This window comes from Ornithinibacillus bavariensis (genome assembly GCF_018333235.1).
GTDB lineage: Bacteria > Bacillota > Bacilli > Bacillales > Amphibacillaceae > Ornithinibacillus > Ornithinibacillus bavariensis.
The window spans coordinates 351,524-377,022 of the sequence record NZ_BORP01000002.1 but is presented as its reverse complement, the minus strand read 5'-3'; the positions used below and the strand labels follow the sequence as shown (position 1 = coordinate 377,022).

Here is a 25,499-nt window from a genome sequence, read left to right as displayed (position 1 = left end):
TCCTCAATATAAGCTAGTACCAGTACCTGTTGTAGAAAAGACATAAGAAAGTATCGAACTTTTTGAACAAAACTAGTTTATCTGATTTATAAATGGAAAAAAATAGTTGACTCCCAAGCTTCCACGTCGAAAGTAAATTTGGAATGCAATACAGGTTTTTATCTACTTATTTTCATCTCTTAGAACATTTTCAGGAGTCAATACGGACTTTACTTACCGAATTTCATCGTTTAGAGCATTTTCGGGTGCCAATATGAGCTTTGCCTACCGAGTTTCATCGCTGAGTACATTTTCCGGTTCCAATACGGACTTTACTTACCGAGTTTCATCACGTATGACATACAATAGCACTTTTATTACTTTGTTTAGCTTTATCACTAGCACAAAAAAACCGCAGAAACGGTTGAGTTCCACGGGTTTTTCTTGTGATAGTCCGGCATATCTCTATTAGAAATATTGCTCCTCCTTCTAATTAAGTTTAAATCGCTTGACTAGCTCATTTAGATCTTCAGCCAATTTTGCTAAACTGTCTGAGTTCTTTGCAACCTCTTCCATAATACTGCTTGTTTGTTGTGCAGATGCTGATGTTTGTTCGACACCGGCAGCAGATTCTTCTGATACAGAGGCAATCTCTTCTACCGATGTATTCATAGTTTGACTGTTTGTAGCTAATTCCGCTAGATTCTCTGTGATGGTGGTAACGTTCTGCACCATTTCTGTTACAGCTTGACTAATTTTATGGAATGTTTGTCCTGTTGTTTCAATTTGGCTAGTGCCTTTTTCTACTTCTCTATAGCCTTCCTCAAGTGATTCTGCAACTATACCTGCTTCCTGTTGGATACCCTTAACAATCTGTGTAATATCCGAAACGGATGTAGAAACTTGTTCAGCTAGCTTTCTTACTTCGTCAGCCACAACTGCAAATCCCTTTCCCTGTTCTCCCGCCCTTGCTGCTTCGATTGCTGCGTTTAAAGCAAGTAGATTGGTTTGATCTGCAACTTCCTTAATTACAGTAACTAGTTCTGAGATTTGTTGTGACTGTTTATTTAATCCTTGTACCTTTTCAACGGCGGTCTGGACCATCTGATCAATTTTTTTCATTTGTTTTGTTGAGTTTTCCATCAGTTTTGTGCCATCATTTGTCATGACAAGAACCTCATTGGAATTATCACTTATTTGATTACCATTATTACTTGCTATTTGTACTTTAGAAGTAAATGTATTCATGATTGAGGCAAGATCACTTGCACTGTTTGCCTGTGTTTCCGTTCCTGTTGCCAATTCCTGCATTGTGGTAGCTACTTGCTCCGATCCAGTTCTAACCTCATTGGCAGACTGGCTAAGTTCTTCACTTTGACCTGTTAATAATTCGGATGTCTCCAATACATGCTTGATGACTTCCTGCAGGTTACTTTGCATACGATTCAGCGCATCTGCAAGCTTGCCTGTCTCATCCTGAGATTGTACCCGAACTGGATTATTGGATAAATCCCCCTGTGCTAAAAGCTCCATATGTTGTGTTACCTTCTCAATAGGTGTTGACATCTTCTTAGCAAAGAGCCATATCAAGGTAATACCTATTAGTAATGCAAGTCCCGTAATTACTACGATGATGGTCAAAATATTTTTAGCAGGCTTATTGAAATCCATCATATACGTGCTAGCACTTACGACCCATCCCCAGTCTGGATCCGTCTCCGTATATACAACCTTTTGTTCCAGTTGGTCAGCATTATCTACAAGCGGGTACTCGTAATATACAAATCCTCCACCATCCTTCGCTTTATTGATGATGGCTTGTGCATATTTATAGCCATTAGAATCCTCGTTATCCCAAATATTTTCTCCTTCAATAGAAGGATGGGCAACCTCAATCCCTTCCTTATCTAGGATGAACATATAACCGTTTTCACCTAGGTCAAGCTCTTTATTAATTGGTCGTTTTCCCTTCTCATCCTTCTCTCCTAAAATAGCCACTTTTACTTTTTCTTGTGCCTGTTGTAAAGAGATTGTTCCACTTTTCACTTCATCTTGATAGGAATGAATCATTGCAAGTGTATGTTCTACACTATTTTTCAAATTTGTTTTACCCAAATCATCTAAACTTCTAGAGCTCTTCTCATAGCTAACGTAGCCTATAATGACCATTGGAATGATTAATAACATAACAGAAATAGTAATCAGTTTCTTTTTAATGGAATTAAACCTAAACATTCTGTTGATTTTCATGTTGGCACCTTCTTAAATTTTCTTTATGGGTAAACCTTCCTTACATTATTTGGGTCGATGTAAAAGCATGGCATGACTATCTCTTTATCTTTTGCCCCTATCTGTTATGTATTAATATTGCAAAAATTCATGGTGTTTATCCGCATAGAGCAGTCTAAATCTTGAGTTAGAAGATTGGAAAAGCTGAACTTACTCCATGAAAATTTGTATATTCACCAAAAAAGTAATATTAACTTTTTTCAATTATTAATATTACGCTTCTAACTAAATTGGAGCAATAGGAAATAATTGGTATTTATTTATTGTTATTTTTTAGTATAGAAACCACAAAATTTTCCATTTATAAGAGAATCCTTTTCTACTATTTCACACAAAAAAAACGATCCCCTACCAAGATGATGACCCACAAAAGTCAGATCCTTTACTCTGATTTTTGTAGACAGTACCAACCCGATAGGGGATTATTTTTCACTAATTAATTTGCTTTCAATAGATTCTTATACTTCCCATTCGCTTTGCCTTGAGGTCCCATTACATTTTTTGCAGAATAGTTGCCCGCAAAGTCTTCTACATATACGGTTACTACTTGACTTGGGTGGATGTTAGTAAGCTCGTACTCACTTACATCGGTTAGTATACCCGTTACATCCTTTCCATCAACTAGTACTTGCCATGCTGCAACTCCGCTTCCTTTACCATCATCAACTGATACAGTTAGCTTACGTTTTCCGCGATTTATGTCGGCATCAATTTTCGGAGCAGTTGTATCTAATAATAACGGGATTTCAATAGACTGTGCTTCGGCACCTTCATAGTCAATTATACCAACAGCTTGTAAGTAATATTGGCCATCTGCTGCCTTCTTACCATTAATCTTTCCATCCCACATCCAGTCAGAGGAAAGCTTATAGTAGCTACCATTACCGCCATCATAATAATCTTTCCGAATATAGGATTCTATATAAATAGTATCTACTAGTCTACCATGTGCATCTAACACATTAAATGATACTTCCTTTGCATTCCTCATGAAGGATAGGATAAGCCCCGCGTCATCAAGGACTCCATCACCATTTGGCGAGAATACAAGTTCAGAAGGATTTTCTCCAATAAAACCATAATCTCCATCACCTAGTGACGTGACAACACCAGTCATACCATAGTAAGACATCGCGTCCCACATTGGTAAGTCAAAGATTGGTGCAGCATCCCATTCTCCCTTAAAGCCTGCATACGGAACGGTTAAGGTTGGGTGATTGTCTGTTGGATCTTTTAGTGTTACGAATCCATCTAACCAATAGCCATTTTCATAATAATTCTTTAAGGCTGAATCCCATCCGCTTACATCTAAGGTAACATTAAATGATACAGTGCCATTTGCTGGAACGTTGATCATGCTAACAGCTTCACCATTAACCGTAGCAACCCCCTCAAGATCTAGGGAACCATAATCATTTGGTAGATTTACATAAAAACCACCAGCATTTACTGGGATATCGGACATTGCATTTGCACTTACTTCATATGCCACTGCCTCATCAGATAGGTTTGTCGCTGTTAATGTAAAGGTAACAACATTTTCAGAAACCTCTTTTAAGGCAACCTTTGGTTCATTTGTAGTTGATTCCGTCACGATAACAGGAGTAGATAATGCGGCATGAAGCTGCATTAAGCCTGCACCTTGACGACGTGGTGACACAGGCACTCCCTCAAGCTCAACTGGAACTGATGTATTCATTAATAGTTTTTTAGCTAATGCGATACGGTCACGTCCAACTAGATTAAATGCCTCATCCACACGCTGTAGGATTAGTGCACTACCACCAGATACATGTGGTGCTGCCATAGATGTACCGCTTTTCACACCATATTCACCATTATTTAAGGTCGAATAAATTTGTCCACCAGGAGCTGTAATTTCTGGTTTGAAATCAAGATTCGGTGTTAATCCCCATGATGAGAAGGAACTCATTTTTCCAGCCTCTGCGTTTGGAACTGCTGTTTTATCGCCAGAGAATGTGATGGTAGCTGTTTGACTATTACGTAATGCAGCCACTAAAGCATCTCCATCCGCTTTTGCTAAAAATAGCTGCGGGATTACAATTGCAGGATCTGATGCCATGTTTACCATACCATCTGTATTGTTATAAACAATTGCACCTGCTGCACCAGCGCTTTGTGCGTTTAGTGCTTTCGTTACGAAGTCTATCTCTCCACGCTGGATTAACGCGAACTTTCCTTCTACATCTTTTCCTTCAAAATCTTCTGGTTTACCAAGGCCAGCATCTACTAATTCAACAGTTGCCCCTACTGTTGGCGCAACACTGCCTGCTGACATATAGCCGGCTGCAACATTCTCGCCACCATTAATTGAATACTCAAGTTTATCAATGGACATAAATGTATTCTCAAAGGATGCTACTTGAAGGGAATCGTATGCAACTCCCGGTGAACCATTTACACCATAGTCAGGGTTCGATGCATATGGATAGAAGAATCCATCCCCGAACATATTAGCGTTACCGGAAGAAATAGACATCATAATACCATTCTCAACTGCACGAGTAACTGCTTGTTGTTCTGGATCATCCTGTGATACGAATCCAGCTGATGCACCAAGACTCATATTTAATACGTCAGCACCTAGCTTCACCGCATCATCAATTGCAGCAATATAAATATCACCATACGTATATTGCATTTCTGGATCATTACCAAATACTTTTAAGTTTAAGATTTGTGCTTCTGGAGCGATACCAACAATCCCTCCATTTGCTTCATCACCATTTGCACCTACTGTTCCTGCTACGTGCATACCATGTGAGCTTGCACCTGGGTAATTGTCTGTGTACTCATGGTTTTTATCCATATAGTTGTAGCCATAAGGAACCTTTTCTGTATAGTATAGCCCTGGTAATCCTCCATCCGTGATAAGTTGATTTACTTTATCCACAGTAAGGGCTACTTCAGTATCATCAGTAAGCACCATGTCTTGATGAGTATGGTCAACTCCAGAATCGATAACTCCTATCACCATTCCTTCGCCCTTGTATCCATAATCATTCCATGCCTGCTGTGCTTCAACTAATTCCTTACTGTATACCATGTCTGGTTGATCTATAGGTCTTTCATATTGATTGGAGATCATTACTTTTTTAACATTAGGGAGTTTTTTAATTTCCTCAATGTCTCCGTATTTCACTTCTGCACTAAAGCCGTTTACAACAATATCAAACTCATGAAGATACTTTGCATTTATCTTCTTGTCCTTCATCGCTGTCTTTGCTTTCTTTTTCTTTTCCTTGGCTTCTTTTATCAGCTCTTTCTTTTCAGCCACACTTAAATCGCCAAACTTAACGTTTTTCTTTGTAGCAATCGCTATCGGTGCGTCTCCTTCCATCTCAACCGTTACACGCACTACTTCGTTTGCATCGACTTTTTCGCCAATATCTTTTGAAAGATTACCTTTCTGAAGATCTCTATTAACAGCGATGTCTCCTGTCATTGCATGGGATACAGTACTAAATGCTAATAGAAAGATGATAGATAATATCGATATTCTTTTTAACATCTCTTTCCTCCTCTAATTAAGTTTGACTTTCCCTCTTAAGTTTCTAGCCCTACTAATCTATCAATCTAAAAACCTAGTATTTATATAATAGATAATTTTCCGAAAACGAACAAGGTTCAAAAGTCCTGGTTAAATGGAATTTGCCCTACTTTTATCTCTATAACAAGAGATTAATTAGGTAAAGAGAAGTAGAATCCGAATGTTCAGTTCACCATAAAGAACAAAATAGTGTTGACTCGTTCTTGATATAGTTCTATAATAAGTTGAACGTTCTTTAAAAAGAACAAAAATAAGGAGGGGTTTACTTGAAAAAGAAAGTTCTGTTAATTACATTTGTGACTATTTTAATCGTTTTAGCAACTGGAGGAACGATTGCCTACTTTTCAAAGGAGTTTTCTAGTGACAACAATAAAATTACTGCCGCAACCTTTGATGTCGATGTGGTAAATTCGAATGGTACTACAATTGGCGACGAGGAGATATCACTTAATCAGAAGCTTTTCCCAGGGATGGAGACAATTGAGCTGTACAATTTCCGTATTAATAAAAACAACACGGAGGTTCCAGTTAAATATTCTGTGAAGGTTACTCCTAGTGGGGAACTCTTTCCTGCAGATAATAGTTCTCCTGTTGTGATAACATTGCAGCAAGAAGTTAATGGCAAATGGGAGAGTGTTGGATTACATACCGAATTTAAGCCTAAAAAAAATATAGAAAAGTTTCGCATTTTAGTAGACTGGCCGCATAGCGACAACGATATTGATTTTCAATCTTTACTAGGAAATATCAAATTAGTGGTTAATGCAACGCAGGTAGATGATGAAGATGCTGGGGAGAATCCTGATCCAGAAGGACCTCCATATTTTACTGGTGAGGTCAAATTTAAGGCAACACCGAACGGATCAACAAGAACTACCTCCAATAAAGAAGTTAATTTTTATTTAGATAAAAATGGGAATAAGATAATTGAAATCAACATGGGAGATGGCAAAGGCGAATTTGAAGATAAGGTTGGAAATCTTCGGATTGTAGAATCTGTGGAAGGCAACGTACATTGGTACCGTGTTTACTCTGATAACGAATATTATGCAAGTGATAGTCAGCTGTGGAGATCCAGCACGGTTGATACTTCGGTCGATGGAGTACTCAAGTTTAACAAAACTCTTGGTCCATTTTTATCAATAGAGTCCAAGCAACTATATAATTGGTTTAACTCAAATTAATTAAAAAGCGGGGCTGATATTTTATGTCAGCCCCATTTTTATTTTCATATACTTCTTTAATGCTGCTCCTGTTTTTGCCCGCTTCGCTTAAATAACTTTTTGAAAAAGTCCATTACTGGGCGTTTTCCACCTAATACAAGTCCAGCAATTTCTGCTAGGATATGCAGTAGAATGAGTAAAACAAAGATGACAAATAAATTAGCTGTAATCGATGCTTCTGAAAATATAATCGCAAGCGCTCCAAAAATAGCACTAATACAATATAAAATTAGAACAGACTTTCGATGACTGTAACCAGCTGATAAAAGCTGATAATGGATATGCTTATTATCTGCAGCCATAATATTTTGTTTATTAATCGATCGTCTTAATATCGCAAATAGGGTATCAAATATAGGAACTGCTAGAACAATTATGGGAATGATGAAGCTAAACAAGGCGATATTTTTAAATAAACCGAGTATGGATATAACTGCAATCATATAGCCTAGAAAGTTAGAACCAGTATCTCCCATATAAATCTTAGCAGGATAAAAGTTGTGATATAAGAATCCTAAATTTGCACCGATTAGGACAATACATAAATATGCAGCTAGTATTCGAGTGTCGATGATTGCCATAATAAACAGACTAATCAATGCGATAGTAGAAACTCCTGTCGCTAGTCCATCCAAACCATCAATTAAATTAATTGCATTGGTAATTCCAACCACCCAAAGCACAGTAACTAAAACACTAAAAAATCCTAATTCAACTTGACCAATAAATGGTAAAGTGACTCTTTCAATGATTAATCCACCAGATATTAAAAATGACGTTGCAATTAATTGACCTGTCAATTTTGGAATTGGACGAAGTGTAAAACGGTCGTCCAAAGCACCAGTAATAACGATTACGATTGCCCCACAAATAATCTCTAGTAAATGTTCATCATGTGGCTGTAGATACAATATACCAAGCAAGGCACCTAAGAAAATAGCCAGTCCACCTAATCTTGGTGTAACTTTTTTATGTAATTTACGGCCATTCGGAAAGTCTACAGCTCCAATCATATTCGCTAATTTTTTTATTGGGTACGTTAACACCAAAGAAGAAAGTAAAGCTATGGTAAATGCAATTCCTAAGTCTAAAAAATTAAGCATAGCATTTCTCCTTATAAAATTTCCATCATTTGAATTATATCGAAGTATAGAATGTCTGGCAAATATCTTTTTGCAGTTGAGCTACTTTAATAATATATGCTATGATACTCTTGGTTTGATTTAAAATTTTCTGAAACTAGGGGGAGATACGATGAACACCGCATTTCTATTTGCAGCTGCTGCTATTTTGGCAGTACTTCCAATTCTTTTTTTATTTAAGCTAAACATGGAAAAAATCAAAGAAAATCCAAGTGAAATCGGTTCTATTCAAACGAAATTTTTTATCGGCGTTGCTATCTCAGAAGTGATTCCTATCATACTAATTGTCTTCGGCATGATGAATCTTACACCAGTTGAATCATTGAATGAGTTGTTAGTTCCTGGGATAATCGTCATTTTTGCATTGATATTTGCACCATTCTTCATTTTCTTGCAGCGGTTCGTTGGCGCTCCAGAAGAATCCAAGCAAGCTATTACAACATTTTCTATGATAGGTTTGGCACTAGCAAATGCGATTCCACTGATATCATTTATTTCTCTTATTATGTTAATGCCCTGATGAACAATCTACTAGCCTAGTCATCCATGGTGCTAAGTATCTATTCTTTTCAGGAAAGAGGTGGTACTTTGCACCTTTTATTGTTCTTTATATCACCTAGTCCAAGTAGTGTAAACCTTGCCATGTGTAATGTCAATCCCCTTTTATCCATGAGAATACGACATTTTCCCTACTTATTTATCCATTGTTATCCTTATGTTTTTGTTTATTTGTCGATTTTTCTATAGATAGTCTATTTTCTGTAGCAAATTTTATCGAAAATTTCGCATTAGAAATGTACAAGTATTTTCCTAAATCTTATCCACTTTTGATTTCTAGTACAATCGTATTGTTTAGGAGTAATAGGTCTCCAAGATAATGTTAACCATTTTTCCTTTCATCTATATCCAAAGCCTATTATAATAATGAATGATGTCTTTGTTCGGAAGGTTGGATACAATTGGAGAATCATAATTTAGTTACAAAGGTTTGTATGCAGGCAGGTAAGATTATGCTTGAGTCTAGTGCAGAGACTTATCGTGTAGAGGACACGATGAATCGGATAGCACGTGCATATGGTGTCAATAACCCGCAGAGCTATGCAACACCAACGGCGATTAATTTTTCCGTTGATATAGCTGAGGCATCCAATATGATGCGGATAGAAAAACGTACAACTGACTTGAATAAAATAGCAGAAGTTAACGCTCTCTCACGGCGAATAGCTGCCGGGGAAATTGCAATTGAAGATGCTTTAACAATACTAAAAAAGCTTGATAGAGAAAAAATTCTTTATTCGAGTACAATGCTAGTTTTGGTAGCTGCGATTTCTAGTGGCTGTTTCACCATTATGTTTGGTGGTCCTTGGATTGATTTTCTCCCAGCGCTATTAGCTGGTGGTATTGGTTTCTTGGGCTTTATCCTATTCGATAAGCTAGTGGAGATTCGTTTTATCTCTGAATTTGTTGCCGCATTTATCATCGGTATTTTGGCGGTTCTTTTTGTAGTAATTGGCTTTGGAAATGAGCTTGATAAAATTATTATTGGTGCTGTTATGCCACTGGTCCCTGGATTACATATTACCAATGCTGTTCGAGATTTGCTCGCTGGACATTTAGTAGCTGGTCTATCCAAGGGTGTGGAAGCATTGTTAACTGCCTTTGCTATAGGAGCTGGTATTGCAGTTGTATTGGCTTTTACCTAATAAGATACGTTTTACACATGGAGAGACTTTAAGTCCTTTATATTAAAATAAATAAGCATGGTTCCTTTAATTAGAACCATGCTTATTTTTTAATTTTCTTTCCATTAGCTTCGCCATCTGTACAGAATTGACATCATTTTCTTCATAAAGCTTATTTACGATATTACGATAGTCCTTTTCATTACGATTTTGACTTAGTTTATCAGCCGCTTGAATTTCTCGAATCCTAATCTTAAACCCTACGACTCCCTTTGTTTGTCTTAAGACCTCAGAAGAGAGATTCTCCCATAAAACTGGGTTATCGCGATGCTCTTCATACTTTTGAAGTAGCTTTGTAAGGTCCTGCTTTAACTCCTCGTCTTTTAAAATACTAGCTTTGCCATAAATATGCACAGCTTGATAATTCCATGTTGGCACATTTTCTTCTGCATACCAGGAGGACGATATATAAGCATGTGGTCCTTGGAAAATAACCAATACATCCTCCACCGTTTCAATTGTTCTCCATTGTGGATTTGCATAAGCTATATGCCCCGTTATATAGTAACTATCCCCTTCATTCATCAGCTGTAACGGTATATGGGTGGCAATTGGTTTTCCTTTTTCAGTCGTGACAACGGTACCAAATGAGTTATTTTCAATAAAATCCCAAACTTCATCAACCTGTTTGACCTTAAAGTAACTTGGAATATACATTCCTCTCCCCCATCCTTCGCGTTTTTCAAATTGATAAAGTCATAATAAAATCTGTTTGTTCCTCATCCCCCATAAAAAATGAGTGTGAACCAGTTTGGACAAACCCCAGTTTTTTATAAAAAGCAATAGCATTTTCATTCTTTTCCCATACACCTAGCCAGACTTTCTTTTTATTCTCTTTTATTGCTATATCTATCGCCTTATTAAGCAAATACTTACCTAGGCCCCTTTTTTGATAATTACGCTTCATATAAATCCTTTCGATTTCAAGGACATCATTTCCCATTTCTTCGGACTGAGATTCGTTCATATTAACCTTTAAATAGCCAGCAACTTCTTCACCAACAAAGACAAAGTAAAATTGAGATGACGTATTGGATAGCTCCTTTTCTAATTGCCCTAAATTAAATGCTCTTTCCAAATAGGCTTCTATACTTTCCGGTGTGTTCTGATCCCTAAATGTTTCAGTAAAGGTTTCAATACTAATTTCCTGAAGCTTAGATAAATCTCTATGAGTACATTGCTTAATGATTGTTGTCATGTTACAACTGCTCCTTTTAACGTTTTCTCCCTCTATCAAAAATAGCAGAAGTAATTTCAAATTTGAATCCTTCTGCCCTAAATAAGTGATAATTTCTATGTGTTTGCACTTCAGACAACGGCTGTTCTTTCTTAATGAAGTAACCTTCTTTGTCTATCTTTTTCAACTTTTTCTGGATCTGGTTCTAAGGTACCTTTTGCTAGTAATGCCTCAAATTGCAGTACTGGTAAAGGTCTTGAGAATAAGTAGCCCTGGATAATATCACAATCACGGTTTCTAAGGAAACGATACTGCCCATATTCCTCTACCCCCTCGGCAATGATACGCATTTTCAAGCCTTTTGCCATCTGTAGGACAGAACCCACAATAATATTATCTTTTTCCACCTGGCCATCTCGACTCTGGATAAATACTTGATCAATCTTTAAGGTATCTGCATGATACTCACGCAAATAATTTAAAGAAGCAAACCCCGTTCCAAAGTCATCTATAGCAATTCGAACGCCAAGACTTTTCAACTCATATAACGTATCAATAACTACTTTTTCACTCTTTAACAAGGAGCCTTCAGTAATTTCAACACCGAGATAACCAGCTGGCACATTATTGGCTTCAAGCTGTGTTCGTACATACTCGGTTAAGCCCTTTTTCATTAAACGAATTGGAGAAATGTTGACGGATATTGGAATAGGAGTAAGCCCTTTATCACGCCAATCCTTAATTTGAGAGCATGCCTTTTTAATTACCCAATCACTAATCTCATTTATCAGTTGATTCTCCTCGGCAATTGGAATAAATTCCCCTGGTGATATTAGTCCCCAGCTTTGATGATTCCAGCGAATAAGTGCCTCAGCACCAAGTATCTGACCAGTATGTGTTTCCACTAATGGCTGATAATAAAGCTCGAATTCCTCTCTTTCAAGTGCTTCAATTATACTATTTTCAATCGCAAGCTTGCGCTGAAAAGCAACATCTTCAGAGGATGAATATATTAAATATGTATTTGGACCTCTTTTCTTCGCATGATTAAGCGCAGAGTGTGCCTTATCCATTAAGCTTTGCTTGGTTGTCCCGTCCTGTGGGTACAAGCTAATACCTAAGCTTGAGGTAATATTAATTTCATAGCCATTTATCGAAAGAGGTTGTTTAATATCATTTAAAAGGTTTTCCGTAATGCATTTGATATTTTCAAGTGATTGATAATTCTCAATTAGAATCACAAAATCATTACTTTTCAGACGAGCAATAAAGCTACTTTCTGGAAGAATTAATCGTAAACGATTTGCAATTGTTTTCAGTACTTCGTCTCCTACTTGGTAACCAAGTGCACCATTTATCACCGAAAAACGATCAAGATTGAAAAACAGCAAAGCAAATGGTGTTTTTGACTCCATAATATGTTCTACCTTTTCTTCTAAACTTCGGTGGTTAGGTAGCTCTGTAAGTAAATCATGATTAGCAATAAATGTAAGCTGCTCCTCTAATTTCACTTCATCTGTAATATCGGTTTGCAAACCAAATATGTGGGTGATTTTTCCATTTTTATCGTAATACGGTGTAGTCTTACACGTGACCCATTTCACTGTTCTATCCGGGCATTTTATTCGGTAGCGAATATTAATCGGATCACCATTGGTAAGAATATTAAGAGCATTTTTTCGGACATATCGCTTATCCTCTGGATGTACAACAGACCGAATGACCATACGTATATCAAGCTTGTCTCGGTAAAAGTCCTCTTGTGGATACTGATATAAATCAGATAATCCTTGCGAGGCATAAACAAGCTTCCCTGTTTTATATTCACTGACCCAAATCGCAATATTTAAATGGTCAAATATTAATCGATAGCTCTCGTTTTCATTTTTTAAATTGATTTCATGTATTCTATGCTCAGTGACATCTTTTGCAATTAATACAATACCAACTATCCTATTCTCTTTTCCACTGAGTGGGTAAACAGTAGTTTCGAAATATAGATTTTTCCATTTTATTTGAACGATGCATTGTTTACATTTTCCAATTAGAGCTTGCTGAAAAGCCGTTTCAATTTCTGCATAAGACTTCTTCAAGAGAATCCTTTGGAAGTCCGCAACTTTATGAATTTCAGTAAAAATTCCCTTTGGAATTTGATTCGTAGTACGCAAATCCCCATTAGGAGAGAAGACCATGATTAAATCAGGATGATTATGTCCTAATGACGTATAATAACTAAGTACCATTGATGCTAATTGAGCGTCCTGACTAATATTGCTATGTACACTGTTACTAAATAATAATCCTAATGTATCGGATTGTGTCGAATTAGTCTTAGCCATGATAGCTCCCCTTTTATAATATTTAAAAAATTCGATACTACTTAGTTAAAATTATAGTATAAAGGTCCCTTATTTTAAATAGTTTTCTGTCAAATCACGATGTATAGTGTTTAACAAAGTGTCATATTCAATAACATAATGCCACGTTTTGTAAAAAAATGTAGAGAGAATAGGCGGTAAAAATAATATGATCTTGAGGCAAAATCAAAACATTATACCTACAGACAAAGAGTGTTAAAATTTGAAAATGGATGTATACATTACGTATATTTGCGAATCCATGGTAATTTGATTAAAATAAGAATTGCAAACGATGAACGGAACAGATTGGGGAACTGGTAACCATGGCTATTTTGGCTCAAATTATCACTAGCTTTATTGCATCAAGCGGCTTCGGCATCTTATTTAATGCACCGAAAAGAGTACTCATTCAATGTGGTATTGTCGGCACATTGGGCTGGATGGTCTATTATTTATTCGTACTATATGGAATGGATGCTGTACCTGCAACCATCATCGGGGCTATGCTCGTTGCCGTCCTTAGTCGTATTTTTTCAAAAATATATAGAACACCCATCATCATTTTTAACGTTTCTGGTATCATCCCCCTCGTCCCTGGAGGAATGGCCTACCAAGCGATGCGTAGCTTTGTACAAAATGACTACTACAATGCAGTGCAATACTCTGCAAAAGTAATGCTTCTCGCTGGTGGAATTGCTATTGGATTAATGTTCTCTGAGGTACTGAACCAAGTTATTAAGAAAAGTGCCGGAGTGAAACAGAGAGGACAATTGTAGGGGACGTTTGTTGGAATTTGGTTTCTAGATTTTAGCTGAGTTTTTACCAACTTCGGTTGATACTAATCGATATTCCATTGACGTTCAGGAATTTAGCCAATTATTACGTAAAAAATCCTAAGCATACAAAAGGAAGGGCGATTTATACTCGTCCTTCCTTTACATAAATTACTATAGTGCTGCAATGATGCTCTCTGGGTCAAAACCGATAACCCATTTATCATTAATTTCTGTTTGGTGAACACCCATTTGTCCTGTTTGCTTTACAATCTTGTACATCATTTCTGGATTCTCTTCCACATTCACTTCTTTAAATGGAATATTTTTTTGTGATAAGAACCCTTTAAGCATGGTACAGTAGGGACAATGTGTTGTTGTGTAAACAGTAATATTCTTCTCCATAGTAAACCTCCAAAATTAGTAAAATATGAATCCATATACCATTATGGGTATATTTTAAGCCAAAAATAAAGTCTGAACCGGTAGCTCATTAGCCTTCTCCATTCAGCAACTCTAACATGCAGACTGGATCAAAGCCGAAGACCCATTCACCATTTATATTCGTTTGGGGAACGGATAACTTTCTCGTAATACCAATTAATTTAATCATTGCTATTGGATTTATATCTATGTTCACTTCTTTATATGTGAGGTTCATAATGATTAAAAAATCTCTTACTATGCCACATACTGGGCACATCGTAGTTGTGTAGAGTGTTATATTTTGATTCATCCTGATTATCTCCTATTCCTCACATTATGCAGACCCATGATGCTTTCCTCAAGTGATTGTATAGCTTCCTGTATTGTAATTGTATAGAAACAAGCTTACTCTCCCTTAAGAAGTCTATTTATTCCGTTTCACCCTGCCAGTTATTCATCCCGCCAATCATGTCCTCAACCTTATAGCCTAATGCCTCCAAAATTCCAGAAGCTGCTTTACTGCGATTGCCGGTCTGGCAAGTAATTATATACCTTTTTTCCTTCTCTAGTTCATCCTGACGTAATACGAGCTGTCCAAGAGGAATATGCTTTGCACCAGGAATTTTGCCAGATGCTACTTCACTGCTTTCACGAATATCAATTACGTTTACCTCTTCACCATTCGTAAGACGTTCGACTACTTCTTCTTGTGTTACTTGTTTTGCCATTATCGTTTTCCTTTCTTATACCCATGCACTCATTCCACCCCGAACATTGTAAACCTTTTGAAAGCCTTGCTTTTTAAGGACTTTGGCAGCTTTTGCACTTCTTATTCCACTTTGGCATATGACAACTACTTCTTTTTCCTTATTTAGTGTATCTATTTTACTCAGTAGATTTGCTAGAGGGATATTTTTAAACGGTTTACGATGATCTGCTTTATATTCACTAGGTGTACGGACATCTATGAATTGAACATTGTTATCTTTAAATTTATCCTTTGCTTCTTGAACACTAATATTCGTGATCCCTTTTACTGGCATAATGCGACTAATGAAAAATGCAATGATAAATAGTAATCCACTTGATAATACCCATGTTATAACTCCTCTATAATGATTTTAGAGAAAAGAAGTAATTACTCCATTTCTCCTTCCCAGGCAAGCATTCCTCCTACCATATTTGTTACATTGTATCCATATTGGATTAAGAATTCACATGCATTACTACTTCTACCACCAGAACGACATACCATGTAGTAATGCTCATTCTTATCTAATTCTCCTAATCGTTCTGGAATCTGACCTAGGGGAATATGCTTTGCTCCAGGTATTTTACCAGTTGCTACCTCATCATCTTCTCTTACATCAATAATTGTTAGCTTTTCCCCAGCAGTTAATTTTTGTTCTAGTTCCTTTGCTGTAATTTCTTTCATGTTAAATACCTCCAAATAGTTTATCTTATACCCACAGGGGTATGATTTTGTAGAAAAAGAAAAGCTCATCAACTCTTCCTTTTTTATGAATTGCTGAACTTATCTACTCTTAACTAATAAATCTACTGCTTCTTTAACCACTTGTTTTGTGTTTACACCCTTTTCGATGTTTTCCCGAACACATTGCTCTAAATTCATACTAACTATCAAACCAATGGTACGGTCTATTGCACTACGTGAAGCAGATAATTGAGTAATCACATCTTTACAATCTTGGTTTTTCTCGATCATACTTAACACGCCTTTAATTTGTCCTTCTATTCGTTTAAGTCGATTGATTACCGCTTTATCATATTCCATTCTAATCACTCCTTATCTGTGCACGGACAGTCATTTAGTTGATAACTGGCAACGTGGTATCCCTTTTTTAATAAATATCTTACTCCTAAATTTAATTCAAGACGATCATTAGCAATCACATGTATTTTTTTATTTGGGACTTCTTGAATAAATCGTCTCAAATAGGCGTATGGTATTCGCATATCACTTAGATTTTGATTGTCATCAATAGTATAGTCCCTAATGTCTAATACTACAGTGCTTGTCTTATCATGACCAGTTTTTTTACAAGGAATACCCAGCACAGGAATATATCTTCTGTAAAACATAATGCTTATTAGTATGCCGACAACAATCATTATATAATAAGTACTCAAGTACATCACCTGTAATTAAAAGCATTTACCCAACAGGGTATATTAGTTAAAGTTATAAGCTGTTACAATTTTTTCTCTTCCTGTCACTAAATCATTAAAGTATTCGTACAAATTAATACCTAAATAAGAGCCAGAGATATTATAGACATTCGTATATCCTAAATTTTCAAGAGCCATTACCATGTTATAGCTTCGTTGTCCTGAGCGACAGTGAATATATACTGGTTTATCTGTTGGAATTTCAGCCAGTCTATTTCTAAATTCACTTAACGGGATATTAATCGCATTCTTTAAATGTCCTGCTTCATACTCCTTCTTTTCACGGGCATCGATGATACAAGCATCATTTTCGACTAGTTCGCGAACTTGAGAGACTTTTACTTCTCTGTATTGTCCGTGTAATTGATTTAATGCAACAAGTGCTGCATGGTTCACAACATCCTTTGCAGTTCCGAGCATAGGCGAATACGTTAATTCTAAGTCTTTCAGATCTTCTAAGGTTCCATTCAACATGATTATGGTGGCAATAACATCAATACGCTTATCAACATTGCCTTTTCCAATCGCTTGTGCCCCGAGGATTTTACCGGTCGGTTTTTCGTAAACTAATTTAAAATGCATGACATTACTATTAGGCATAAGTCCCACTTTATCTGTAGGCATAATATAGATAGAATCATAGGTAAATCCTGCCACTTCAGCTGTTCTTGTATTTAATCCTGTTGATGCCGCATTTAGATTAAATAAGTGAATAGAGGATGATCCGATTACACCTAGATTTCTGTTAGTTTTGCCATATATATGATCGGCTACAGTCCTTGCTTGTTTTTGAGCTGGCCCGGCTAATGCTAGACGTGTTGGTTTATGCAATAAACGATGATACACCTCAATGGCATCGCCAATTGCATAAATGTCTCGATCACTTGTTAAATAATTGCTGTCCACCTTTATCGCACCTGTTTCACCAATTTCAAGTTTAGCCTCTTCTGCTAGCCTTGTTTCTGGTTTAACACCAATTGCTAAGACAACTGCATTTGCAGCTATTTTTTCACCGGACATCGTTTCAATAAAACCGTCCCCAATTTTAGCTAATCCATCATTAACGACTAGGTTCACACCATGGTCCACCAATTCCTTATGAAGAATTTGTACCATATCATAGTCAAATGGTGTCATAATCTGATTAGCAAATTCCACAACAGATACATTGTATTTAGCTAAGCGTAGGTTTTCAGCTACTTCAATACCTATAAATCCCCCACCAATTACTGCAACATTCTCAACGCTGTTTTCTTTCAAATAATTATTTATTTGTTCAATATCTTCTACATTTCGAACGGTGAATACGTTAGGTTTATTTATACCTTCAACCTTATTCGGAAGAATAGGTGAAGCTCCAGGGGAAAGAATCAGCTTATCATACGCCTCTTCGTAGATACTATTAGCTACCAAATCCTTAACTGTAATCGTCTTATTCTTTCGATTAATTTTTATTACTTCGGTATTAACTCTTGCATCAATATTATAACGCTTCTTAAACGAATCTGGATTCATTAATACCAAGGATTTACTATTTTCTACAATTCCACTTAAATGATAAGGTAAAGAACAATTAGAAATTGAAACCTGTGGTCCCTTTTCGAACATGATTATCTCTGCATATTCATCGATTCTTCTCACTCTAGCAGCAGCAGATGCTCCACCTGCTACCCCACCAACTACTAAAATTCGCTTTCCCACGATGTACCACTCCTTTACTTTAATTCAATACCCATACGGGTATATTTAATGCGTAAAAAAAATCGAGCCTATAACAATGTGCTCAGGAAGCTACCATCAATTCCTCTTGAGAAATTCAAACCCATGTTTTATATTATACCCCCACGGGTAAAATGTCAACCGCACAGATTTCACATAAAATTATTCCATTTCCTCGTATTCCTGTACCATTTTGTCATAATTCATTGCACCAAATGCTTTATATTGGATTATACCAGCAGAATCAATCAAATAGGTGGTAGGAATTGGTTGTATCGCATATAGAGTAGCTACATCTATGTTCTGATCCAATAGGATAGGAAAAGTTAAATTGTATTCATGAGTAAAATCTTCTACATCACCTATATTAATCTCTGTATCAGTTAAGTTAATTGCTAAAATGACAATATCCTTTTCTTGATGGAGTTTTTCCATCTCTGGCATCTCAGCTCGACAAGGGGACATCATGTTGCCCAAAAATTAAGCATGACACGATGCCCACGAAAATCTGATAAATTAATATGATCTCCTGTTAAGGTTTTTAGCTCAAATTCAGGTGCCTTGTTTCCGACATCTAGCCCAATTATTGGCGCTTTCGTTTCTTGAACAGATTTATCTACGTTCACTTCATTTACCTTTTCAAATGGTTGTGTCGAATGTCTTTTAGAATGGTTAAAATCAAAAATGGACCACCCTAGCATACCAATGATTACAATAAGAAATAGTCACTTTTTCATTGAACAAGTCCTCCTTTGTACTTCTAATAATTACCCTTTTTATAGAAGTATAGACTGCCTACAGTGATTTAATTTTCAATAATTCCTTTTCATGAATCTCCACGATGATGCCTCCTCACTATAATAAGGCATTAACCAAAAGCAACTAGATAAAGCTACAAAGGAGCATATAGGATATGTGAACAGTGAACTCTAGTAAGGATGAATAGTACTATTTCGTAACGTCTTCGGATAGAAATCCTGGCATTTGTATTGCTACTGTCTTCTCCTCACTTTCAAATTCAGTTTTTTAGTTGCATTTTATTGAGCTCTGTAGAAGCAAATAAAAAACTCTCCATAATTGGAGAGTCAGAAGGTTTTTCAGTTATTCATCATCTTCTTCGGCATTTTCCACTTCCATTTGAGTAATCATAACTTTGTCTACCCGTACATGGTCCATGTCGACTACCTCTAGCTTTAGGTTCTCTATTTCAATGAAGTCGCCCGCCTTTGGAATGTCACCCAAATAGGTAGTGATATATCCACCAAGGGTGTGGGCCTCACTTCTTAATTCTTCTAGTTCATCAATATCGAAGTAACGTCTGAATGTTTCCAATGAAATTAGGCCATCTGCAAGCCATGAGTTCTCATCTCGCTGAATGATCTTCGGGTCATCCTCAAGATCTGGCATGTCACCAACAATGTTTTCAATAAAGTCATGGAGTGTTACAAATCCTTCTATACCACCATATTCATCAATCACAACAGCTTGATGTTTACCACTGTCTTTAATTTTCTCTAAAGCTTGAAATGCCATCATCGCCTCAGGTAACACCAGTGCTTCCTCGACACATTCTTCTAAATGAATGGGTTCTTTATTTATTAAAAGTTTAAAAACGTCTTTTGTGTGCAGGACACCACGGAATTTGTCAAGGCTTCCCGCCCCAACTGGGAAAGATTCGTGGCTACTTGAGCTCATAATCTCCAAATTTTCCTCAAGTGGATCCTCAAGGTCAATCCACTCTAAATATGTTCTAGGAGTGAGTATATCACCTAGACGCTGATCTCCCATGTAGAAGATTTGCTCCACCATTTCATGCTCAATCTTATCAACAACACCACTAAAAACGCCTTGTTCAATTAGTTGGGTAATTTCTTCTTCTGTTACATCGGGTTCATTGCTCTGCTTTATACCGAAAATTTTCAATACGAGCTCAGTGGATTTACTTAAAATCCAAATAAGTGGCTTACCAATCTTCGAAAAGAAATACATCGGTTTGGCAACGGTAAGTGCTACTTTTTCTGGATTATTCATACCAATCCGTTTCGGTACGAGCTCCCCTATGATTAAAGAAAGATACGTGGTTATTGCAATCACGATAAACATACTAATCTGTGAGCTAAATCGAGCAAGTATATCGATTTTTTCTATTAGTGGGGCTAACTTACTTGCAATAGCTGCACCACCAAACGCTCCAGTTACTACCCCAATTAATGTAATCCCAATTTGAATAGTAGAAAGTAATTGGTTTGGCTCTTCCGCAAGCTTTAATGCAAAAGTTGCTCGTTTATCGCCATCTTCTTCCATTCTTTGCAGTCTTGCTTTTCTTGATGTAACAATTGCAATTTCTGTCATGGCAAAAATACCATTTGCAATAATCAAAATGAGTACAATTCCTATGGATATCAGTGGAATGTCCAAAATTCAATTCACCATACCTTTATCATTTGAATCTATTGTTAGCAAAATTTGCTAGTAATAGTACAATAAAATTAAATCACAAAATAGGTCATTCAGTCTAATTTTAGCTTCTTATGCTTTTATTATACTGAAAAATAGATGGCTGATAAGGTATGAAAATTATTCTGCTTTCTTGACGCTATGTATGATAATATAATTGTATACATATAGAGGAGGTATTTCATGGACATTGCAGCAATGTCAGTCGTAATGGCAAATAGCCAGGTTCGTTCGCAAGCAAGTTTAGCCGTTATGGTAAATGTGAAGAATCTCATGCAACAGCAAGGAATTCAATTAACAGAGATGCTTCAGAAATCCGTCGGTGAAGCACCCCACCCTTCTTTAGGAAAGAGTATTGATATTCAAGTTTAATTGGTGAAAAGAAATACCCCTTTTCTCTAACGAAAAGGGGTATTTCTAGTTCTTAGCGATTGTTATCGTTGTTGTTATTATTGTCATTTAAATTATCGTTATTATTGTCATTTAGATTGTTGTCTAAATCATTATTATCATTATTATTTAGACCGTTATCTGTACCGTTGTCCATACCGTTATTGTTGTCGTTACCATTTAGATCATCATCTAAATTATTGTCATCATTATCAAGATCATTGTTATCATTATTGTCTTGATTTAAAGGTGCCTCATCGTTATCAATTGGGTCATTATCATCATTATTCCCACAAGCTGCCACCAACGATAAGGCCAAAATAGGGGCACCTAATTTAATTAGTAATTCCTTTTTCATGAGATTTCCTCCTTGTAGTAATTAGTTTTCGCAAATAGTTTTCCCTTTTTCACAAAACTGATACAGCTTTTTTGCAAAAAATTAGTTGGATTGGCGTTTTTTGGTTGTAGTCATGGATTTTTTGAGGAATAATTTGAAATTTTTCGTGGTTAGTATACTGCGTTCTAAACCTTTCAACCAGCTTTTTGACATCGTGTAGACCGTAATCTTAAATTATCTGGATGATTGTTCAAATCATGGACCATAGCTAATTGTATCTTCCAATTTGATTCATTCAATGCACCCAAGAATTAATCGAGCCTATTCTCTAACCCTTCCCACAACAAAAAATGCCACTAATCTCTTAGTAGCATTCCCTTTTTTATTATTTAATTGCAAATGTTATTTCAGCTTCACACGCTAATTCGCCATCAACGGTTGCAATTCCTTTTCCTTTTCCGATTGGACCTTTGACACGAATGATTTCAACTTCCAATTTAAGCTGGTCACCCGGTTTCACCTGGCGCTTGAAGCGACATTTATCCACTCCAGCTAAAAATCCTATTTTGCCACGATTTTCTTCTTTACCTAAAACAGCTATTGCACCTACTTGTGCTAATGCTTCGATGATTAAAACTCCAGGCATGACAGGGTAATCAGGAAAGTGCCCCTGAAAGAATGGCTCGTTCATTGTCACGTTTTTAAGTCCAACAACCCGTCGTCCCTCCTCCATTTCGAGAACCTTGTCCACTAATAGAAATGGGTAGCGATGTGGAATAATATTTTTGATTTCGTTTATATCCAATTTTATAAACCCCTTTATGTATTGTTTTTATCATTATAACAGAGAATTGGAATTTGCAGACTTTATTCTGCTATATAGTTCAAGACTCCTTGTAAATATGACTCAAGCGGAACGTTTGTTTTTACACGGTAGACTGGGAGATTTTCTGGTTTTTTACTACTTGATAATACCTGTTGAAAGGTATCCTCGGAATTTACTTCACTAATCTGGCTAATCATTTTTTTCCTTGATTTTAATCGGTGATTGATTTCATGAAAGTCATCGAGAAAACACTCTACATATTTGTACATTGCACCATACTTTTCTGCTAGTTGCGTACCTTTTTCAATCATGATTTCATAAAGGCACGGACTATCTAATATGACACTTTTACCATGAGCGAGGTTAGATTCGACTAATGCCCAATCGATTTGGTAGGATATTTTTCCAGCAAGATTTAAATCCAATTCATTATTTGCAATCCCCTCTAATAATGCTGATTTAATAACGTCGTGATCAATGACAACTGCTCCCGTTTGCAGTGCTATTTTTCTGGCTAATGTTGATTTTCCAGAACCAGGAAAGCCTGACATTTGGAGAAAAAACATCCTGAATACCCCCAATTCTCTTTCCTAATAATTGTAATTAGTAAAATTCCTTGTTTTAAACAAAGAACCTGCTCACGAAGGAACAGGTTCTAATTATTTTTCTTTATATATTAAGTCAACAATATGCTGCCAGGTTTCCCATTTTAAAGCATCTGTTGGATCCCCATCACCTAGTCCGCCATAACCAATCATTAGTCCTACACAAAGCGCTATAAAGGAAAGACCTGCAATCAAAACAATACGTAGCCAAATAGGAATAATACGTAATCGTGGTTTCTTGTTTTTACGTTTTTCTTCCTTCTGCTGCTTCCTCTGTTGTCTTCTCTCTTGTTTGAGTGAATCTGTCATTTCTTCTTCGGCACTTAAAGACTTCTGTCTTCTTCGTTCCTTAGCATCTGATACTTCTGTTTTGGAATCTTTTCTACTTGCAGCCTTTGGGATAGCTGGTTCTTTGCTTCCACTATCCGTGTTTTCACTTTCTCGTATTACTGGAACTCTTTTAGGTTCAGATTCCAACTTAATTCGCTTTCTTCTTGTTGCATTATCTTCCTTCGTTTTTTCATATTGATTTGTTGTGGACATGATTTGGTTCACCTAATTTCCTTACGTTCATTTCTCTATTACTATAAAGGTAAGCGTCCATTCTCGTCAATCAATCTTTGATATTCTGTCTGTACTATGAACGTAATTGATTGATTAAGCCCATCATTTGGTCACCCATAGAAATGGTACGAGCATTAAATTGATAGGAACGTTGTGTTGTAATTAAATCTGTTAACTCCTTCGCCATATTTACGTTAGAGGTTTCTAATGTTCCACTTTTTACGTTTGCTTGTACATCCTGAATAATGTCCGCTTCGTTATAATTAAGTGCATTCAAATCTGGTAAACGGAAGTTATTGTTTCCTGTTGCTTCTAATAACCGTGGTCGAACCGCCTCAACAACAGCAAGCTGACCAACATATTCACTATAATTTCCACGATTAACCATGATTTGACCATTATCACTAATAGTAATTCCATCAAAACCATCATTAAAAATAATTGGTTGGTCCCCGACCCCTAACACGGGATCTCCGTCTTTAGTAGTCAGCATAACTTGGTTATTTTCAAGGGGGCTTAGATAAAAAGCCCCATCTCTTGTATAACGTATTTCTTCCACATTATTTTCTGTTACACGTATCTTGAATAAATAATTTTGCTCAAGAAGCGCAACATCTAAGTCTCTGCCTGTTTCTTTTAAAGTTCCAAGTGACAAATCAAGATTGATTGCACCAAGCCTTGCACCTGAACCAACACGAATCCCGTCCGGAGTGAGTCTGCCTTCCGCGTTTCTTGGGTCTGTCATGTTATTGATTTGTTGAAATAATAAGGATGAAAAATCTGCTTGTCTTGCTTTATAACCAGTTGTTTGACTATTTGCTAAGTTATTTCCAATTAAATCGAGCTTTTGTTGTAGCTGATTCATCGTAACCGCTGCTTGAATCATCGTTCTAGACATGACTCCACCTCCTTGAATATGGTCATCACACTATTCGACCGATTTCATTTACTGCTTTTCCTAAGCTTTCATCATATGCTTTTAGCACTCTTTGGTTCATTTCAAATGAACGATATGCTTCCATCATTTGCGTCATAGTTTGTACAGTATCTACATTCGATTGCTCTAAAAAGCCTTGCTGTACTGTATATGTAACCCCACCAGGAACGGGTTCAGCATCACCGTTAAAAAGTCCGTTTCCTTCCTTCTCTAGCTGATTTGCATTCGCAGAATAAGCAATACCCAGTGGAATATTCTGTCCGTCAACCTGAACGATTCCCTCAGGTGTTACCGTAAATTCCATTCCGTTTGTCTGAATTGGATTTCCAGCCTGATCTAAAACATAATAACCTTGTGTTGTTACTAAGTATCCTTGTCCATCAACGGTAAAATTACCATTTCTCGTGTAGCGTGGCTCACCATTTTCATTTTGGACTGTAAAAAAGATACTACCTGTTTCATCTGGAAATACGCCATCTATAAGTGCCAAGTCTGTCGATACATCTGTTTCACGTAAAGCACCTTGTCCATAATTTGGGACATATTCCTGAACATAAACACCTGTATTTATGGAACCAATTGGATTTTGAATAGGTAAGTTTTTCGGTTGCTTCGTTGGCACCGTCTTAGAACCCATTTGATATAAAAGCATCTCAGGAAACGCACGTACTGTTGCCTGGTCGGCTTTATAGCCAGGTGTGTTGGCATTGGCAATGTTATTAGCAAGTGATTCCTGTCTTCTTTGCATGGTAAGCATTCCACTTGCAGCAGTATAAAAACCACGTAGCATTA

General features: G+C 36.6%; 28 protein-coding genes. 5 read left to right on the top strand and 23 right to left on the bottom strand.

Annotated features, from left to right (window positions below; all coding sequences use genetic code 11):
* Positions 1-468 precede the first annotated feature (468 nt).
* Positions 469-2,229: a methyl-accepting chemotaxis protein gene (locus KI338_RS07630; RefSeq protein WP_212920409.1), complete on the bottom strand. Its 1,761-nt coding sequence runs from the start codon at positions 2,227-2,229 to the stop codon at positions 469-471.
* 475 nt (positions 2,230-2,704) lie between these two features.
* On the bottom strand, positions 2,705-5,800 hold the full coding sequence (locus KI338_RS07625) for a S8 family serine peptidase (protein WP_212920408.1): 3,096 nt from the start codon (positions 5,798-5,800) through the stop codon (positions 2,705-2,707).
* A 305-nt stretch (positions 5,801-6,105) separates the two neighbouring features.
* Between KI338_RS07625 and KI338_RS07620 the strand changes: the two genes are divergently transcribed.
* The gene (locus KI338_RS07620) at positions 6,106-7,023 is read left to right on the top strand and encodes a hypothetical protein (protein ID WP_212920407.1); all 918 of its coding nucleotides are present in this window, start codon (positions 6,106-6,108) and stop codon (positions 7,021-7,023) included.
* A gap of 56 nt (positions 7,024-7,079) precedes the next feature.
* Here KI338_RS07620 and KI338_RS07615 read toward each other — a convergent pair whose 3' ends face one another.
* The gene (locus KI338_RS07615) at positions 7,080-8,165 is read right to left on the bottom strand and encodes a glycosyltransferase family 4 protein (protein ID WP_212920406.1); all 1,086 of its coding nucleotides are present in this window, start codon (positions 8,163-8,165) and stop codon (positions 7,080-7,082) included.
* Between the two features lie 151 nt (positions 8,166-8,316).
* Between KI338_RS07615 and KI338_RS07610 the strand changes: the two genes are divergently transcribed.
* Together KI338_RS07610 and KI338_RS07605 are read left to right on the top strand one after the other, a co-directional pair.
* Complete coding sequence (locus tag KI338_RS07610; RefSeq protein WP_212920405.1) at positions 8,317-8,724, top strand: hypothetical protein; 408 nt, start codon at positions 8,317-8,319, stop codon at positions 8,722-8,724.
* Between the two features lie 439 nt (positions 8,725-9,163).
* Entirely contained in the window at positions 9,164-9,907 is a 744-nt protein-coding gene (locus KI338_RS07605; RefSeq protein WP_373306332.1) for a threonine/serine exporter family protein, read from the top strand.
* 66 nt (positions 9,908-9,973) lie between these two features.
* Here the strand turns inward: KI338_RS07605 and KI338_RS07600 are convergent, their stop codons facing one another.
* The 3 genes from KI338_RS07600 to KI338_RS07590 form a co-directional block, all read right to left on the bottom strand.
* The gene (locus KI338_RS07600; protein WP_212920404.1) at positions 9,974-10,603 is read right to left on the bottom strand and encodes an FMN-binding negative transcriptional regulator; all 630 of its coding nucleotides are present in this window, start codon (positions 10,601-10,603) and stop codon (positions 9,974-9,976) included.
* 25 nt (positions 10,604-10,628) lie between these two features.
* Complete coding sequence (paiA, locus tag KI338_RS07595; RefSeq protein ID WP_212920403.1) at positions 10,629-11,144, bottom strand: spermidine/spermine N(1)-acetyltransferase; 516 nt, start codon at positions 11,142-11,144, stop codon at positions 10,629-10,631.
* Positions 11,145-11,275: 131 nt separating this feature from the next.
* Complete coding sequence (locus KI338_RS07590; RefSeq protein ID WP_212920402.1) at positions 11,276-13,462, bottom strand: sensor domain-containing protein; 2,187 nt, start codon at positions 13,460-13,462, stop codon at positions 11,276-11,278.
* Between the two features lie 344 nt (positions 13,463-13,806).
* On the opposite strand from KI338_RS07590, the gene KI338_RS07585 reads away from it, so the two are divergent.
* Complete coding sequence (locus KI338_RS07585; protein ID WP_212920401.1) at positions 13,807-14,259, top strand: threonine/serine exporter family protein; 453 nt, start codon at positions 13,807-13,809, stop codon at positions 14,257-14,259.
* A 171-nt stretch (positions 14,260-14,430) separates the two neighbouring features.
* Here KI338_RS07585 and KI338_RS07580 read toward each other — a convergent pair whose 3' ends face one another.
* The 11 genes from KI338_RS07580 to KI338_RS07535 form a co-directional block, all read right to left on the bottom strand.
* Positions 14,431-14,661, bottom strand: a complete 231-nt coding sequence (locus KI338_RS07580; RefSeq protein WP_212920400.1) for a glutaredoxin family protein — start codon at positions 14,659-14,661, stop codon at positions 14,431-14,433.
* Positions 14,662-14,749: 88 nt separating this feature from the next.
* Positions 14,750-14,992 (bottom strand): glutaredoxin family protein, encoded by a 243-nt coding sequence (locus KI338_RS07575; RefSeq protein WP_212920399.1) that lies wholly within the window; start codon positions 14,990-14,992, stop codon positions 14,750-14,752.
* A gap of 118 nt (positions 14,993-15,110) precedes the next feature.
* Positions 15,111-15,410, bottom strand: a complete 300-nt coding sequence (locus KI338_RS07570; RefSeq protein WP_212920398.1) for a rhodanese-like domain-containing protein — start codon at positions 15,408-15,410, stop codon at positions 15,111-15,113.
* 15 nt (positions 15,411-15,425) lie between these two features.
* A complete protein-coding gene (locus tag KI338_RS07565) occupies positions 15,426-15,725 on the bottom strand; it encodes a rhodanese-like domain-containing protein (protein WP_212920397.1) in 300 nt (99 codons plus the stop codon).
* Between the two features lie 95 nt (positions 15,726-15,820).
* Complete coding sequence (locus KI338_RS07560) at positions 15,821-16,117, bottom strand: rhodanese-like domain-containing protein (RefSeq protein ID WP_212920396.1); 297 nt, start codon at positions 16,115-16,117, stop codon at positions 15,821-15,823.
* A gap of 99 nt (positions 16,118-16,216) precedes the next feature.
* Positions 16,217-16,477, bottom strand: a complete 261-nt coding sequence (locus tag KI338_RS07555; protein ID WP_212920395.1) for a metal-sensitive transcriptional regulator — start codon at positions 16,475-16,477, stop codon at positions 16,217-16,219.
* Between the two features lie 5 nt (positions 16,478-16,482).
* On the bottom strand, positions 16,483-16,761 hold the full coding sequence (locus tag KI338_RS07550) for a sulfurtransferase (protein WP_244853452.1): 279 nt from the start codon (positions 16,759-16,761) through the stop codon (positions 16,483-16,485).
* A gap of 114 nt (positions 16,762-16,875) precedes the next feature.
* Complete coding sequence (locus KI338_RS07545; protein WP_212920394.1) at positions 16,876-18,573, bottom strand: FAD-dependent oxidoreductase; 1,698 nt, start codon at positions 18,571-18,573, stop codon at positions 16,876-16,878.
* A 180-nt stretch (positions 18,574-18,753) separates the two neighbouring features.
* A complete protein-coding gene (locus tag KI338_RS17885) occupies positions 18,754-19,026 on the bottom strand; it encodes a peroxiredoxin family protein (protein WP_306345303.1) in 273 nt (90 codons plus the stop codon).
* Positions 19,027-19,055: 29 nt separating this feature from the next.
* Positions 19,056-19,217 (bottom strand): redoxin domain-containing protein, encoded by a 162-nt coding sequence (locus tag KI338_RS17880; RefSeq protein WP_306345302.1) that lies wholly within the window; start codon positions 19,215-19,217, stop codon positions 19,056-19,058.
* A gap of 475 nt (positions 19,218-19,692) precedes the next feature.
* Positions 19,693-21,009 carry a hemolysin family protein gene (locus KI338_RS07535; RefSeq protein ID WP_212920393.1) on the bottom strand — a complete coding sequence of 439 codons (1,317 nt, stop codon included), beginning with the start codon at positions 21,007-21,009 and terminating at the stop codon, positions 19,693-19,695.
* A 222-nt stretch (positions 21,010-21,231) separates the two neighbouring features.
* On the opposite strand from KI338_RS07535, the gene KI338_RS07530 reads away from it, so the two are divergent.
* Positions 21,232-21,420, top strand: coding sequence for a YjfB family protein (locus KI338_RS07530; RefSeq protein ID WP_212920392.1), 189 nt, complete (start codon positions 21,232-21,234; stop codon positions 21,418-21,420).
* A 52-nt stretch (positions 21,421-21,472) separates the two neighbouring features.
* Here the strand turns inward: KI338_RS07530 and KI338_RS07525 are convergent, their stop codons facing one another.
* The 6 genes from KI338_RS07525 to KI338_RS07500 all read right to left on the bottom strand — a co-directional run bounded on the left by KI338_RS07525 (position 21,473) and on the right by KI338_RS07500 (position 25,497).
* Positions 21,473-21,796, bottom strand: a complete 324-nt coding sequence (locus KI338_RS07525; protein ID WP_212920391.1) for a hypothetical protein — start codon at positions 21,794-21,796, stop codon at positions 21,473-21,475.
* A gap of 364 nt (positions 21,797-22,160) precedes the next feature.
* Positions 22,161-22,580 carry a 3-hydroxyacyl-ACP dehydratase FabZ gene (fabZ, locus tag KI338_RS07520; protein ID WP_212920390.1) on the bottom strand — a complete coding sequence of 140 codons (420 nt, stop codon included), beginning with the start codon at positions 22,578-22,580 and terminating at the stop codon, positions 22,161-22,163.
* Positions 22,581-22,642: 62 nt separating this feature from the next.
* Positions 22,643-23,167 carry a P-loop nucleotide/nucleoside kinase family protein gene (locus tag KI338_RS07515; RefSeq protein ID WP_212920389.1) on the bottom strand — a complete coding sequence of 175 codons (525 nt, stop codon included), beginning with the start codon at positions 23,165-23,167 and terminating at the stop codon, positions 22,643-22,645.
* A 93-nt stretch (positions 23,168-23,260) separates the two neighbouring features.
* Positions 23,261-23,749 (bottom strand): DNA-directed RNA polymerase subunit beta, encoded by a 489-nt coding sequence (locus KI338_RS17730; protein ID WP_244853450.1) that lies wholly within the window; start codon positions 23,747-23,749, stop codon positions 23,261-23,263.
* A 94-nt stretch (positions 23,750-23,843) separates the two neighbouring features.
* The gene (locus tag KI338_RS07505; RefSeq protein WP_212920388.1) at positions 23,844-24,668 is read right to left on the bottom strand and encodes a flagellar hook-basal body protein; all 825 of its coding nucleotides are present in this window, start codon (positions 24,666-24,668) and stop codon (positions 23,844-23,846) included.
* 25 nt (positions 24,669-24,693) lie between these two features.
* Positions 24,694-25,497 (bottom strand): flagellar hook-basal body protein, encoded by an 804-nt coding sequence (locus KI338_RS07500; RefSeq protein ID WP_212920387.1) that lies wholly within the window; start codon positions 25,495-25,497, stop codon positions 24,694-24,696.
* Positions 25,498-25,499 lie beyond the last annotated feature (2 nt).